Annotated in this window: 14 protein-coding genes; 3 read left to right on the forward strand and 11 right to left on the reverse strand. The window is 66.5% G+C overall.

Annotation, left to right across the window (positions count from 1 at the left end; genetic code table 11):
- Positions 1 to 30: 30 nt before the first annotated feature.
- Together D4765_RS03915 and D4765_RS03920 are read right to left on the reverse strand one after the other, a co-directional pair.
- On the reverse strand, positions 31 to 219 hold the full coding sequence (locus D4765_RS03915; protein ID WP_136640910.1) for a hypothetical protein: 189 nt from the start codon (positions 217 to 219) through the stop codon (positions 31 to 33).
- Complete coding sequence (locus D4765_RS03920) at positions 216 to 1031, reverse strand: DsbA family oxidoreductase (protein WP_136640911.1); 816 nt, start codon at positions 1029 to 1031, stop codon at positions 216 to 218. The genes D4765_RS03915 and D4765_RS03920 overlap by 4 nt, the downstream gene beginning before the upstream one ends.
- Before the next feature lie 96 nt (positions 1032 to 1127).
- Between D4765_RS03920 and D4765_RS03925 the strand changes: the two genes are divergently transcribed.
- Entirely contained in the window at positions 1128 to 1649 is a 522-nt protein-coding gene (locus tag D4765_RS03925; RefSeq protein WP_136640965.1) for an aminoacyl-tRNA deacylase, read from the forward strand.
- A gap of 79 nt (positions 1650 to 1728) precedes the next feature.
- On the opposite strand, the gene D4765_RS03930 is transcribed toward D4765_RS03925, so the two are convergent.
- Together D4765_RS03930 and recO are read right to left on the reverse strand one after the other, a co-directional pair.
- On the reverse strand, positions 1729 to 2532 hold the full coding sequence (locus D4765_RS03930) for an isoprenyl transferase (protein WP_136640912.1): 804 nt from the start codon (positions 2530 to 2532) through the stop codon (positions 1729 to 1731).
- A complete protein-coding gene (recO, locus tag D4765_RS03935; RefSeq protein WP_136640913.1) occupies positions 2529 to 3293 on the reverse strand; it encodes a DNA repair protein RecO in 765 nt (254 codons plus the stop codon). The genes D4765_RS03930 and recO overlap by 4 nt, the downstream gene beginning before the upstream one ends.
- Positions 3294 to 3359: 66 nt before the next feature.
- Here recO and D4765_RS03940 point away from each other — a divergent pair, with 66 nt between their 5' ends.
- Positions 3360 to 4052: a trimeric intracellular cation channel family protein gene (locus D4765_RS03940; protein ID WP_136640914.1), complete on the forward strand. Its 693-nt coding sequence runs from the start codon at positions 3360 to 3362 to the stop codon at positions 4050 to 4052.
- 39 nt (positions 4053 to 4091) lie between these two features.
- On the opposite strand, the gene leuA is transcribed toward D4765_RS03940, so the two are convergent.
- The 3 genes from leuA to D4765_RS03955 all read right to left on the reverse strand — a co-directional run bounded on the left by leuA (position 4092) and on the right by D4765_RS03955 (position 9952).
- Positions 4092 to 5858 carry a 2-isopropylmalate synthase gene (gene leuA, locus D4765_RS03945; RefSeq protein ID WP_136640915.1) on the reverse strand — a complete coding sequence of 589 codons (1767 nt, stop codon included), beginning with the start codon at positions 5856 to 5858 and terminating at the stop codon, positions 4092 to 4094.
- A gap of 165 nt (positions 5859 to 6023) precedes the next feature.
- Positions 6024 to 8645, reverse strand: coding sequence for a bifunctional lysylphosphatidylglycerol flippase/synthetase MprF (locus tag D4765_RS03950; RefSeq protein ID WP_136640916.1), 2622 nt, complete (start codon positions 8643 to 8645; stop codon positions 6024 to 6026).
- Positions 8642 to 9952 (reverse strand): alpha/beta hydrolase, encoded by a 1311-nt coding sequence (locus tag D4765_RS03955; protein ID WP_136640917.1) that lies wholly within the window; start codon positions 9950 to 9952, stop codon positions 8642 to 8644. Before D4765_RS03955 ends, D4765_RS03950 begins: the two co-directional genes overlap by 4 nt.
- A gap of 217 nt (positions 9953 to 10169) precedes the next feature.
- On the opposite strand from D4765_RS03955, the gene D4765_RS03960 reads away from it, so the two are divergent.
- On the forward strand, positions 10170 to 11072 hold the full coding sequence (locus tag D4765_RS03960; protein WP_136640918.1) for a TIGR01777 family oxidoreductase: 903 nt from the start codon (positions 10170 to 10172) through the stop codon (positions 11070 to 11072).
- A 37-nt stretch (positions 11073 to 11109) separates the two neighbouring features.
- Here the strand turns inward: D4765_RS03960 and D4765_RS03965 are convergent, their stop codons facing one another.
- From D4765_RS03965 to D4765_RS03980, 4 genes are all read right to left on the reverse strand, one after another.
- A complete protein-coding gene (locus D4765_RS03965) occupies positions 11110 to 11571 on the reverse strand; it encodes a hypothetical protein (RefSeq protein WP_162849199.1) in 462 nt (153 codons plus the stop codon).
- The gene (dapB, locus tag D4765_RS03970; protein WP_136640919.1) at positions 11568 to 12404 is read right to left on the reverse strand and encodes a 4-hydroxy-tetrahydrodipicolinate reductase; all 837 of its coding nucleotides are present in this window, start codon (positions 12402 to 12404) and stop codon (positions 11568 to 11570) included. Before dapB ends, D4765_RS03965 begins: the two co-directional genes overlap by 4 nt.
- Positions 12405 to 12476: 72 nt before the next feature.
- Complete coding sequence (locus tag D4765_RS03975) at positions 12477 to 13085, reverse strand: histidine phosphatase family protein (RefSeq protein WP_136640920.1); 609 nt, start codon at positions 13083 to 13085, stop codon at positions 12477 to 12479.
- On the reverse strand, positions 13082 to 14473 hold the full coding sequence (locus D4765_RS03980; RefSeq protein WP_136640921.1) for a M16 family metallopeptidase: 1392 nt from the start codon (positions 14471 to 14473) through the stop codon (positions 13082 to 13084). The genes D4765_RS03975 and D4765_RS03980 overlap by 4 nt, the downstream gene beginning before the upstream one ends.
- Positions 14474 to 14533 lie beyond the last annotated feature (60 nt).

Raw genomic sequence — 14533 nt, forward strand, 5'->3', positions numbered from 1 at the left:
TGCCGACAGGGCCCACCCGGTGCAGAAGCGTCATGTCTCCTGCGTTGTGGAGGAGTCGTCGCCGGCCGACACGGGCCCGTCAGATGCGGCCAGGCCCGGTATGGCGCACACGCCGTTCACATCACAGACCATGCCGTCGGGCGAATCGGTGCCGAGCATCTGCAACAGCGGCGACCCCGCCCCGATCGATGCGAGCGTGGGCCCCTGCAGAGCGCTCATCGTGCGGCTCCGGCGTCGGCCGACGCAGCTGCGAGTTCGGCCCGCTCGGCGGTCAGCTGACCCAGAACCTCGGCGAACGCCGCCGCCTCCTGGGCGCCCGAGACGCCGTACTTCTGATCGAACACGAAGAAGGGCACGCCCTGGATACCGTAGGCGATGGCCTGCGCCTGGTCGGCGCGCACCGCGTCGAGGTACTCGTTCTCGCCCAGCGAGCGCAGAACGTCGTCGCGATCGAGCCCGATCTCGGCGGCCAGGTCGGCGAGGTCTTCGTCGCGACCCACGTGCTTGCCCTCTTCGAAGTACGCCTTCAGCAGCCGTTCCTTCGCCGCGAGCTGCACTCCGTGCGCCTTGGCGTAGTGAATGACCTGGTGCGCCTTCACGGTATTCGTGTGCTGCAGGGCGTCGTAGTCGTAGTGCAGGCCCACGCTTTCGGCGATGCCGGTGACGCGTTCGAGCATCTCGACGACCTGCGCGGGAGCGAACCCTTTGTGCTGGGCGAGAAACTCGATCTCAGTGCCCGCAAAGTCGACCGGCGTATCGGGTGAGAGTTCGAAGCTGTGGTACTCGATCTCGACGGGGATGGCCGTGCCCCGGGCATCCGGAGTCGACGAACCGTCGGCAGCAGTCGTACCCGCCACGCCATCGGATCCGAGGGCGGCACCGACACCACCCAGCGACGCCGAATACGCCGCAACACCCTCTTCGAGCCGACGCTTGCCGATGTAGCACCACGGGCACGCAATGTCAGACCACACGTCGACCTTGATCGCGGAGGGGACAGAAGCAGGGGACAGCTCGGTGATGTCGCTCATGTTCAGAGCAACAGGCTCCGTGGGAAGGGTATTCCCCCCGCTGCGGTTGGATAGCAGTATGACCCAGGTTCCGTGCGCATGACCCCCACCGACAGCATGCCCACCACCGACCAGGTGACCCCGACCGGCCGCGAGACCCCGACCGGCCGCGAACGCGTCGAGACCGATGCCCTCGCCCGCGCGCTCGAGATCGAGATCGTCGAACGCCCCCAAGCCGACAGCCTCGAGGCGGCCGCAGCGCTGCTCGGGCTCGAGCCGTCTGACGTGATCAAGTCTCTGGTCGTGAAGCGCCACGACGGCGACTACCTCTTCGCCCTGGTGCCGGGCGACCGCCAGATCAGCTGGTCGAAGCTCCGCGCACTGCTCGGCGTCAACAAGCTCTCACTGCCCTCCGCCGACCTCGCGCTCGGAGCCACCGGGTACGAACGCGGCACCATCACCCCGTTCGGCAGCCTCACGCCCCTGCCCGTCTTCGCCGACGAACGGATGCTCGGCAAACGCGTCGCGCTCGGAGCCGGCTCACACGGCCTCAGCCTACTCACCGACGCGAACCCTCTGCTCGCCGCCTTCGACGCCACCGTCGCCGACATCACCGACCCGCTGAAGCCGCGCGCCTGAACCATCGACGTCGAGCCGTGGGTGGGGCGTGGGCGGGCGTCGGCGTGGGCGTGGGCGGAGGGTATGGGGTGCCTGGCCGTCAGGCCGTGGGCGCGTCGATCGCGCCGCCGAAGCGGCGGGTGCGCCCGGTGTAGTGCTCGATGGCCTGCCAGAGGTCGGCGCGGGTGAAGTCAGGCCAGAGCCGGTCGAGAAACACCATCTCGGCGTACGCCGACTGCCACAGCATGAAGTTGCTGGTGCGCTGCTCACCAGAGCTGCGCACGAACAGGTCGACGTCGGGCAGGTCAGGCACGTACAGGTGCTTCTGAATGAGCTTCTCTGAAATGCCGCTCGGCTTCAGCCGCCCGGCCGCCACCTCGCCCGCGATCTGCTGCACGGCATCGGCCAGTTCGGTGCGACCGCCGTAGTTCACGCACATGGTGAGGGTCAGGGTCGAATTGTCGGCTGTGAGACGCTCGGCGAACTGCAGTTCGTTGATCACCGACGCCCAGAGCCGCGGCCGCCGGCCCGCCCAGCGCACCCGCACGCCCCATTCGTTGAGCTGGTCGCGGCGCCGGTGCAGTACTTCGCGGTTGAAGCCCATCAGAAAGCGCACCTCGTCGGGCGAACGCTTCCAGTTCTCGGTCGAGAAGGCGTACACACTGAGGTGTTTCACGCCGATCTGGATGGCCCCCGCCACCACATCGAGCAACGCCGCCTCTCCGGCCTTGTGCCCCTCGACCCGCGTGAGGCCGCGGCTGTTCGCCCAGCGCCCATTGCCGTCCATCACGACAGCGACGTGCGCCGGAACCTCTTTGGCCGCAATCGCGGGCGGGTAGACACCCGTGTAGTCGAGGGGCCGAAACTCGGCGGCCAGGGGTGAGGTCTTGCCGACTCGGCTCATGCAGCGGGCACTTTCTTGTTCGTGTTGACGGTGGAATTCGATCTGTCGACGTGTTCGAGCGAGCGCAGCCCCCGCTCGAGGTGCCACTGGGTGTAGGCCGCGACAATACCGCTGGCCTGCGATCGTACCCTCTCGCCCGCCGCGTCGGCCGTCACCCAGTCGCCTGACAGCAGCGCCGACAGCAGGCCCAGGGTCTCGTGGTCGAGTCGCGGCGTACCGGGCGGCGCCAGAGCGTCGCTGACCACGCCGCCGAGTTGCACGACGAACGCCGAGTGCGGGCCGGGAACCCCCGACACCGCACAGTCGGAGAAGCTCGGGGCCCAGCCGGCGAGCGACAGCGCACGGAGCAGGTACGAGTCGAGCGTGAGGCTCGAACCGTGCTCCCCCCTCGAGAGCGAGCGGAGCGCCCCGACGAGCAACAGGTACTGCTGCTGCGTGGCGTCGGCCTCGGTGAGCTTGTCGGCCGTCTCGACCATCGCGCTGGCCGCCGTGTAGCTGGCGTAGTCGGCCGAGATGTCGGCCCCGTACGACGCGATGGTCACGGCCTGGGTGATGGTGTCGAGCGTGCGGCCCTCGAAGAACTGCACGTCGGCCACCATGAACGGCTCGAGCCGGGCACCGAACTTCGAGGCGGTGCGGCGCACCCCTTTGGCTACGGCGCGAATCTTGCCGTTCTGCCGCGAGAGCATGGTGACGATGCGGTCGGCTTCACCCAGCTTGTGGGTGCGCAGCACGACCACGTCGTCTCGGTAGAGGGGCACACCGCAATTATCCGCCCTGCGGCTGACATCGAGGCCCGAACCACCCCGGCATGGTAGAAACGTGAGGTGCCAGACGCTACCTTCGCTATTCCGTTCTGGGCCGATCTCGTTGCCGTCGGGGTGGGCTCGCTGCAGGGCGCCATGTTCGCCTCTGGCTTTCGAGACCGCCGCCTCGACCTGCTCGGCATCGCCATCATCGGGGTGGCCACGGGACTCGGCGGTGGGTTGCTCCGCGATATCTTCCTCGTGGTTCCGCTGGTTGCACTGAGCACCAACTGGTACCTCGTCGTGGCGGTGATCTCGGCCCTGGTGGGCATGCTGCTGGTGCAGCTGTTCAACCGGCTCGATGTGATGATCACGATTCTGGATGCTCTGACCATCGGCCTCTTCGGCGCAATCGGCACCACGAAGGCCCTGTCGCTCGGGTTGCCCGTGGTGCCGGCTCTCTTCATCGGCATGGTGAGCGCCGTCGGCGGATCAGTCGTCAGAGACCTGCTGCTCGGCACCCGCATCGGCCTGATGCACGTGGGGTCGCTCTACGCGGTGGCGGCCGGCGTGGGGGCCACGACGTTGCTCGTGCTCTTCAAGCTGGGGGTACCGGCGGTGGCGGCGGCGATTGTCTGCGTAGTCATCACCACGCTCATCCGGCTGCTGGCGGTGAGGTACGGCTGGAGCCTGCCGGAGCAGCGCGCCCTCAAGCGGCTGCCCCGAATGCCCCGGGTGACGGGGTTGCACTTTCGCGCAAAGCCCCGCCCCTGAGAACGCGTGGTCGAAAGGGCCAGCCAGCCCCGCACCGAGCTAGACCGAAGCCAGTTCGCGGTCGCGCCCGGTGACCCGAATCGCCCGGTTCACGGCACTGACGACGGCTTTCAGCGACGCGGTGGAGATGTCGGCATCGATTCCGACGCCCCAGTAGGTGACGCCCTCGACCTGGCACTCGACATAGGCGGCTGCCAGAGCATCGCCGCCGGCGCTCAGTGCGTGCTCGACATAGTCGAACACCCGCACCTCGACACCCTCTTGCGCGAGCACATCGAGAAAGGCAGCGATGGGCCCGTTGCCGTGGCCGACGATGTCGCGGTGCTCATCGCTCACCCGCAGGGCGACCGAGAGCGAGGTCTCGCCGCTCAGGTCGCTCGATGTGCTGGTGCGGGTGAGTTCGAACCGGCCCCAGCGTTCGTCGGCACGCTCGGCTGGTGCCGGCAGGTACTCGTCTTGGAACACCGACCAGATCTGCTCGCTCGTCACCTCGCCACCCTCGGCGTCGGTCTTGGCCTGAACCACACCACTGAACTCGATCTGCAGGCGGCGCGGCAGGTCGAGCTTGTGGTCGTTCTTCAGCAGGTAGGCCACGCCGCCCTTGCCCGACTGAGAGTTGACCCGGATCACGGCTTCGTACGACCGGCCGAGGTCTTTCGGGTCAATGGGCAGGTAGGGCACGGCCCAGACCAGCGAGTCGACATCGACGCCCTGCGCGGCAGCGTCGGCCTCCATGGCCTCGAAACCCTTCTTGATGGCGTCTTGGTGCGAGCCGCTGAACGCGGTGTAGACCAGGTCGCCCGCCCAGGGGCTGCGCTCGTGCACCTTGAGCTGGGTGCAGTACTCGGCCGTGCGACGAACTGCGTCGAGGTCGGAGAAATCGATCTGCGGGTCGATTCCCTGCGTGAACAGGTTGATACCGAGGGCGACCAGGTCGACGTTTCCGGTGCGCTCACCGTTGCCGAACAGGCAGCCTTCGATGCGGTCGGCACCGGCCAGGTAGCCCAGTTCGGCCGCCGCCACGGCGGTACCTCGGTCGTTGTGCGGGTGCAGCGAGAGAATGACGTTCTCACGGTGGGCCAGGCGGCGCGACATCCACTCGATGGAGTCGGCGTAGACGTTCGGCGTCGACATCTCGACGGTGGAGGGCAGGTTCACGATGACTTTTCGCTCAGCGGTGGGCTCGAACACCTCGATGACCTGGTTGGTGATGTCGAGGGCGAAGTCGAGCTCGGTGCCGGTGTAGCTCTCGGGCGAGTACTCGTAGTAGACGACCGTCTCGGGGATGGTCTTCTCGTACTGGCGGCAGAGCCGCGCACCCTCGAGCGCCAGGTCGATGATGCCCTGCTTGGAGCTTCGGAAAACCACGTCACGCTGCAGCGTGCTGGTCGAGTTGTAGAGGTGCACGATGGCCTGTTTTGCGCCCGCGATGGCCTCGTAGGTGCGCGCGATGAGCGTCTCGCGGGCCTGCGTCAGCACCTGGATGGTCACGTCGTCGGGGATGGCGTTCTCGTCGATGAGGCTGCGTACGAAGTCGAAGTCCGTCTGGCTCGCGCTCGGGAAGCCGATCTCGATCTCTTTGTAGCCCATGCGCACCAGCAGGTCGAACATGATGCGCTTGCGCTCGGGGTTCATCGGGTCGATGAGGGCCTGGTTGCCGTCACGCAGATCGACGGCGCACCAGCGTGGCGCCACAGTGATGGTCTTCGACGGCCAGGTGCGGTCGGGCAGATCGACGGCGAACGTGTCTTTGTACGGGCGATACTTGTGGGTCGGCATGGCCGATGGTGTCTGGTTGTTGAACATGGTGCACATCTCCTGTTTGCAAAGCTCTTGTCTGGTGGTGGGCCAACGACAGACTCCGCGACGGGGAAGGCCTGTTAAGACCCGTCGCGGCAGCTAAGAAGGAGCAGACCGAAAAACACAGTTCAACGCTAGCACCCTCAGCTGTGTCACGTCACCCGATGGGGGTCACCCGCGGGTGAGAAAGCCGATCGCGTGCCGCGCCGAGAACGTGGGAACGTAGGCGCGTGCGAGGCTCACCCCCACCGCCGGCAGACTGAGCGGGTCGCCGTACGCGAGGTACAGCGGCACCCGTTCGGGCCGGAACTTCTGTTTGAAGGCGAGCAGCGACTGAAAACCGTACACCGGTTCGAGGGCGCGGCCGAGAATGCCGAGCACGACCGCTGCCGAGCCTTCGCCCCCCGGTCTCTGGCTTTCGCTCTGGGCCAGCGGCGCTGCCGACAGGCTGATGAACTCCAGACCCTGTTCGCGGGCGGCCCGGATGCTCTCGGCCAGCGTGAACTCCATGACACCGTTCATCGTGTTCGACCCCCGCCGCATGAAGTCGAGCGAATACCCCACCACCACGCCCCGGCGATAGGTGGGCAGCCAGCTCGTGACACCGAGCACATTCTCGTCGGCGTCGATGGCGAGCATCAGCCGCACATCGGGATCAGTCAGCTCATCGATGCCGCCCAGCGTGAAGCCCATCTCTGGCAGGTTCTTCTCGGCCACCCAGCCCTCGGAGATCTCTCGGATCTGGTTGACGTGGGCCGCACTCAACCTCGCGTACGAAGTGAACTCGGCGCGCACGCCGAGCTTGACCGCCTTGTTGATCGAGGTGCGCACGTCTTGCATCTTCTTGCCCTCGAGCGAGAAGGTGGCTACGTCGATCACGGCCTCCTCGGCGATCTGCATCATCGACCAGTGCAACTCGTCGAACACCGGCTGCAGGGTGCCGGAGACGGCGTAGAACACCGGTGTCCAGCCGTGGTTGGTGCAGAACTCGGCGAATTCGGCAATGGCCGGCACCCGATCATCCGGTGCCCCCAGCGGCTCGCCGGTGGCAATGGCGACGCCGTTGATCACGCGATACGCGACTGCCGCGGTGCTGTGCTCTGAGAACCAGTACTGGTGGCCGCTCCAGGTGGTCATCCACGACAGCGAGCCGCTGGCACCTTCGTAGAGCAGCGACCGGATGCGTGCGCCCTGGCTCACTGTCGAGCCGAGTGTGATGTGCGAGATCGAAAGTATCGCTGCCACACACACGACGAACCAGAACAGCGGCCCCACCCACTCGTAGACGAACTGCGCGCCACCGCCGAGGGGAAAGACGTCGACCCGCTCGAGCGACAGAAAGCCGACAGGCATGAATCGTTCGGGCAGGTCAGCGAGTAAATCGGTGAACGACACGACTGGCGAGAACTGGGCCCTCATCGCAAACGCGATGACCAGATAGATCGCCGAGATCACGACGAATGCGACAGCAACGGTCATGAAGAAGCTCCACACCGCGCCCGCCCGGGTCTCGCGGGGGAGGATTCGGAGGTTCACCAGAAGCAGAGCGGCCACCATGAGCGGCACAGCCACGGAGATGATCACCGACACGCTGTACTGGTCGAACTGCCCGTTCGACAAATCGAAGAAGGAATTGGCGCCGACCGCAGGAAAGACACCGTAATAGATGATCCCGAGAATCGAGAGGAACACATTCACGGCGACGGCCAGCCAGAGCGCCACGCGCCGCCCTCGCACCACGCCGAGCGCGGCGATCAGCAACACCACCAGCGGCAAGAGAGTGACGAGCACCGGGCCGAGCCCGTCGAGACGCGACAACGCGAACGCATCGGCGCAGGCATCGGAATAGCTCGTTACCTCGCAGAACGGTACCAGGCCGTTCGCGCCCGCAATCGACTGCCGGATGCCCTGGTTGGTCATCAGCGTCTGACTGAACAGCAGCCCGAGCGGCTGCAGGGGGCCGAATCCGTTCGGAGCGATGATGGTGATGAGCGGGCCCACCGCGGTGATGGCCACGATGGCGGCGAGCAGCGAGCGTTGCTCGCGGTGGCTGCTGCGGCGGAGCACCCTCGACGCACGACCCGAGCCCCGGTCGCCCGCCGCGCGGCGGGGTGCGAACGGGGCCGTCTGCGGGGCATCCGGAGACCGGGCCAGGAGGCGCCGGGCACGCAGGTGCTGCATGAGCACACCCAGGAACACTCCCACTACGGCCGAGAGGGTGCGGTAGAGGTCAGACGGCTGGCCTGAGTACAGAACGAACATGAGAAGGGCAGCGAAGCCGATCACCCGAATACGCCGGCGAAGCAGAGGAGTGGCGAACGCGCTCGCCACCATAATGGTTCCGACGATGGGAATCAGCGGATCGATGGTGGAATGACCGCGCACCTGCTGGGCGACACCGATGTTGAGCCAGAGCGCCGCTCCCTGCAGCGCGAGCCCGAGAGTGCCGCCCAGCACCGCGACCACCACGTAGGCGAGCACGGCTCGCCAGGTGCCCATCAGTCGTTCGGCCGTGCCCAGCACAATGAGGATGATGGGCACCACCACGAGAATGTTCAGCGCTCGAGGAGCAAACAGTACCGAGGTGAGCGACGCGAACCAGTGGTGTTGGCTGACCACGGAGTCGAAACTCAGCGAGAGCATATTGTCGAACAGCTTCGCTAGCGAGGCGTGGAACAGCACCTGCAACACGCCGACGACCACGGCCACGCCCGCAATCACCCAGGTGAAGGGTATCGAGCGCGCCCACGCACCGACGGCGCGCACGCCCCGGCCGAATTGGATCTGTTTCACGAACCCAACCCCCAGCGCGCCGACAGCAGGTCGAACCCGTGCGCGAACGCATAGCTGGCCGTTGTGTAGTCGTGGGCGCTGCCCGGCGCCTCGAGGTACAAGGCCGTCATACCGGCTTCACGGGCGGCCGCGGTCATCTGCTCTGCGAACGGTTTGAAGATCGCATCGTTCTCCCCCGCTGCGAAAACTGCGAATGTGCTCGCGTATGGTGTGTGTTTCTTCAGAATAGTGAGGGGCAGTGCATTCGAATACGCTTTCGCGTCACCGCCGAACCCCGTGGCTATGGTAGTCGCGTCGTCGCCGATGGCGGGTTTCAACTCGCCTGAGACGTCGAGTATCGAACGGAACAACTCCGGATGCGCCGCCCCCAGTTGAATGGCACAGGTACCGCCCTGCGAGAACCCGGCTATGCCCCACTGTGCCGGGTCAGTACTCACCGGCAGGTGCGCAGTCACCCATGCCACCACGTCGACCGTCAGATAGGTCGAAGAGTTGCCGAGCGGGCCGTCGACGCACATCGGGTTGTAATCAGACTGGCTGAGCTGGTCGGGTGAGACCACGATCGGGGCCAGGCCGTGGTGCACCGCGGCATACGCATTGAGCGTCTCGGTCAGGTGGCCCGAGACGAGCGGGTCTGACGGAGACCCGGGCTGGCCGGAGAGAGTCACCACCACCGGCAGAACGGGCGGGTGCGCCGTGAGCGCGGCCGGCGGCAGGTAGATCACGGCGTCGCGGGCGGCGAAGTGCGAGACTCTGCCCGGGATGCTCACCGTGCTGACCTCGCCAGCGAGCGGCATGTTCGCGGGGGGCACCCAACTCTCGATGAGCGGCGAGCTGAGAGCGACCGTCGGCGACAAGCTCGGCAGCGGATGCGGATCGACGGGGCTTTGGCCGAACACGCTGCCGAGCGTCGGGTACTCACCGATGTCGATGTTGACGCTGAGTGCGGTTGTCGCCGCGAAGACGACAATGCCGACGACGCCCGCGATCCGGCGCCACCACCGCGAACGAAAGAACGACACAACGGCGAGAGCGAGGCCGGCGAACCCCGCCGCGACCCACGCAATCGTGTTCGCCGAAAGACCCACGCCGAAGACGTCGAGCCAGACGTCGAACACCCACGTCATCAGCCACCCGAGACCAGCGCCGCCCAGCACCACGACGACTGCGACGATGGTGTAGGTTCGGCGACGCCACCGCGGGCCGGGCTTCTGTGCCAGAAAGAACAGTGCCAACACCAGGGCGACGGCGTAGACGATGATGACGAGAGGGCCCGTGATGATGTTGGCGCTCCCGAGAGAACCCATGGCACCTCACTCGTTGCGAATCACAAAGCCCCCAGTGTGTCGTGACATTCTGGGCGTTTGCTCTGACGATGAGTTGGATGCCCGACTGCGCCTCTGAAGCGCCACCACACGTGCGAGCCGAATACCGTGCGTGGCCCCACAGGATACGCGGCCCGAGCAGGCACGGCGTGGCCTGCGCGGGTAGTGTTGAAGATCCGAACCGGAAGGCTGTGGCAGCGTGCAGACGAACGACAAGACCGTACTCATCTCGGGTGGCTCCGGCTTCATCGGCACGGAGTTGACACGGCAGCTGGTGGCTGACGGCTACCGGGTCGTGCATTTGGTGCGGCATCCCACCCGAAACCCGAACGAACGCATGTGGGATCCCGACGCGGGCTGGCTCAACTCAGAGACGGTCGAACGCTCAGATGCCGTCGTGAACCTGTCGGGGGCATCCATCTCGCGTCTGCCCTGGACTCTGGCGTACAAACGCACCATTCTCGAGTCGCGGGTCAACGCCACCAACACCCTTGCCCGTGTGATTGCCAAGGCGAAGAACCCGCCCGAGGTTTTTCTGAGCGGGTCTGCGGTGGGCTTCTACGGCGACAGACCGGGAGAGATTCTCACCGAGCAGTCGAGCGTCGGCACCGGCTTTCTGCCCAAGGTCGTGGATGCGTGGGAACGGGCCTCGCGCATCGCCTCCCCTGCCAGCCGCGTGGTGAATTTTCGTACCGGTGTGGTACTCGGCCAGGGCGGCATCGTGTCGACTCTCAGCACGATTGCGAAGCTCGGCGGGGCCGGGCCCCTCGGCTCAGGCAGGCAACACTGGCCGTGGATCAGCCTGCACGACGAGGCGGCTGCGATTCGCCACCTGATCACCTCCCAGCTCTCCGGGCCGGTGAACCTCGCGGCTCCCATCTCGGCGACAGCCGCAGAGATCATGCGGGAGATCGCGCACCGGGTACATCGGCCGTATTGGCTTCCGGCGCCGCGCTGGGCCATCACGACGGCACTTGCAGACGCGGGGCGCGAGCTTATTCTGGCCGACCAGAACCAGTCGTCAGAGTTGCTCGCTGCCGACGGCTTCAGTTTCGCCGACACCGACCTCGGCGCGACGCTCGACCAGGCTCTGGCTCAGTAGTTCGCTCCCGGCCCGGTTCGGCGCACCGCACCGCGCATCACTGTGCGGCAGGGGCCTTCGCGTCGGCCTCGTAGAACGCGATCGACTGTCGCAGTGCCTTGCGGGCACGCTTGCGGTCACCGCTCGCGTCGTACGCCAGCCCCAGCCGAAACCAGGCGCGCCAGCTCCCGGGGGCAGCCTCGACCTCATCGCGATAGACGTCGAATTCGGCATCGGCCTCTGCGCGGAACGGCCGGCCGCTCGGGCGCTTCGGCAGGTCGTCGACGGGCAAGCCGCCTTCGCTCTCGAGGATGCCCACCAGCTTCTGGGTGGTGAAGCCGAACCGCAGCTCGCGGTAGAGCGCCCACGCACCCACGATCGGCATGACGAGCAGCGCGAGCCCGATGCCGACCCCGGCAGGTTGACCGGTACCGATGAACAACACTGCGTGCTGAAAGACGAGCGCGAGATAGACGATGAGCAGCGCCGCCATCACGAACGCGGCGATGCGACTCTTCACGCGCTCGTCACCCGAGCGGCCTGACCCGAGACCTGCTCGGGTACCGGCGCCCACTTCTCGTCGCCCCGCTGCGGGTCTGCCGCCGTTCTGGCCGCAAGAAGCTTCGGCAGATCAATCACCCTGTCGAGACCGACCGTGACACCCGTGGCCGTGCGAGCAGCCTGGAGGGCCAGCAGCATACCGGCCTCGTATGCGCTCGAAGAGATGGTCTCGTGGCTGAGGGTGAGAACTTCGCCGGTGCCGCCGAACACGACATCCTGTTTGGCTATGACGCCCTGCAGCCGCAAGCTGTGAATGGGCACGCTGGCCACTTGTTGGCCGCGGGCGCGCTGGTCGGTGTGAGGTGCTGACACCGGGCCGACTCCCGACCGGGCGGCAGCCATCAGCTCGGCCGTGCGCACGGCTGTGCCCGACGGGGAGTCGAGCTTCGACGCGCTGTGCGCCTCGATGATCTCGATCGAGTCGTAGAACTGGGCGGCCATGGCGGCGAAAGCGGTGGCGAGCACCGATCCCATCGAGAAATTGGGCACGATCACGACGCCCACGTCGGGCGTGGCCCGCAGAAGGTGTTCGAGGGCGAGAATACGGTCGCCCGACCATCCTGACGTACCGACGAGCACGTTGATACCGTGAGACACCGCGAAGTCGACCACGCTCTGGCTCACACCCGGAACGGTCACGTCGAGCACCAGATCGGCACCGAGCATGCCGTCGAAGCTGTCTTTCGAGCCGAGCGAGGCGAACACGCTGAATTCTGGGTTGGCTTCGATGAGGCCAGCGGCCAGCGTGCCCATCGTGCCCGTCGCGCCGACGATGGCGACCTTCGTTGTCATGTGATCCAATCTACCAAGCGCAGCTCTGGCTCTGGCCCGGCCGCAGCCAGAGCTGCAGCCGCGAAGAGCGGACTAGTACGGTTGCGGGTCGGTCAGGCCGGTACGGAGCTCCACCGGCAGGTGGCCGAGGTCGTTGTGGGTCACCAGCTCGGGCATGCGCCCGCTGCGGTACCGGATGATCGTGAGGGCGCAGTTCGCCTGGTTCACACCCACCCAGCGCCAGTGCGGTGCACTCATGGCCTCGCGAACGAACCAGCCGATGACGAAGTTGTGCGTGATGAGCAAGTCATGGGTGGTCTCCCGCGAGGGGGTCAGAAACTCTGCCACCGCATCGGACATCTGCGCCCGACCCGCATCGACCTCCTCGTCTGTGACTGCGTTGAAGAACGGCTCGAAGGTCTTCGGCATCTCGGGTGAGTACTCGGTGGGCACGCAGTCGAACAGCAGAGCCGTGGGCTTGGGGTCGAGGGCCGGCAGCTGCTGACCCATGATGGCTGCAGTTTCGGCCGCGCGCTGAAGTGGCGAGTGCCAGACGTTGTTGAACGGCACGCCGCCCAGCCGATCGGCAATCAACCGGGCCTGGCGTTCGCCGCGGGGCGAGAGCGGCCCGTCGGCGACGCCGTACTCGGCATCGACCTGTTCACCGTGGCGAACGAGGTAGAGAACGTGCCCCTGGGTCACGCGGTCACCACCTGTGAGAAGGCGTCTGCGTCGAGAGCCCCGACGGCGGCGATCGACAGCGGTCGAGCGACGATCAGCTGCGCGAGGTGCTGCACGTCGGCCGTGGTGACCGCGTCGAGGCGGCGGAGCCCCTCGTCGAGGTCGGCGAACTCACCTGTGGTGATCTCTGACCGGCCGAGGCGCGACATACGGGTGTCGGAGTCTTCGAGCGCGAGCGCGGCCGAGCCCGAGAGCTGCCCGCGGGCGCGCGCGAGTTCGAGGTCGGTGATGCCGTCGAGTGCGAGCCGGCTGAACTCGGCGACGAGTAGGTCGGCGACGCGACCCGCGTTCTTCGGCGAGCATCCGGCGTACATGCCGAACACCCCCGCGTCAGAGTATCCCGACGCGAACGAGTACACCGAGTAGGCCAACCCGCGCTTCTCGCGCACCTCTTGGAACAGGCGCGACGACATGCCGCCGCCCAGCACCGAGTTCATCACGCTGAGGGCTGATCGGCGGTCGTCTGAGGCGACGAAGCCCGGGTAGCCGATCATCAGCACGGCCTGCTCGTTGGGGCGGGTCGTGAGCGAGAGGGCCGAGCCACGGGTCACCGTGGCCGAGTCGGCACCGCGGCGTTCGACGGGGCGGGCGGGCACCGAGAGATCCCACCCGGCGCTCTCGACGGCAGCTACCACCAGCCCGACGAGCTCGTCGTGGTCGACGGCACCGGCCACAGTCACGACCAGGTCGTTCGGGCGGTAGTTCGCGAGGTAGTGCTGCCATACGGCGTCACGGGTGACCGCGCGAATCGTGTCATTGCTGCCACCGACGGGCCGGCCAAGTGGATGCTCGCCCAGCACCGCCTCGAACAACCTCTCACCCACCACATCGTTCGGGTCGTCGTCGGCCATCGCCAGTTCTTCGAGAATGACGCCGCGCTCGTTCTCGAACTCGGTCTCGTCAAGAACAGACGAGGTGAACATGTCGGCCAGCACTGCCACAGCCATGGGCAGGTCACTGTCCTGGATCTTGGCGTAGTAGCAGGTGTACTCCTTGCCGGTGAGCGCGTTGTGCTCGCCGCCGACCTCGTCGAAGGCCACCGCAATGTCGAGGGCGCTGCGCTTCGGCGTGCCCTTGAACAGCAGGTGTTCGAGAAAGTGCGTGGAGCCGAACCGCGACGGCAGTGCGTCGACGAACGTGGCGCCCGAGCCTCGAGCAGCTTCGGCACCGAGCTCATCTCGCGAACCCACCGCCACCCAGAACCCGATGGTGGCGCTGCGGGCACCCGGTACCCGCTCACTCAGGATGCGCACCCCGCTGGGGAGCACCGATCGCCTGACCAGGGCCTCCCCCGACGCGGTCAGAGAGAGTTCGGGCAGGTCAAGTGGGAGAGCAACAGCACCGTTCATCGTTGCCCACCCTAGCCGATGGGGCTGACGGTGCCCCGGAGGGCGCGGCGCGGGTGGCGT

It is taken from the genome of Subtercola vilae, from assembly GCF_004923255.1.
Taxonomy (GTDB): Bacteria; Actinomycetota; Actinomycetes; order Actinomycetales; family Microbacteriaceae; genus Subtercola; species Subtercola vilae.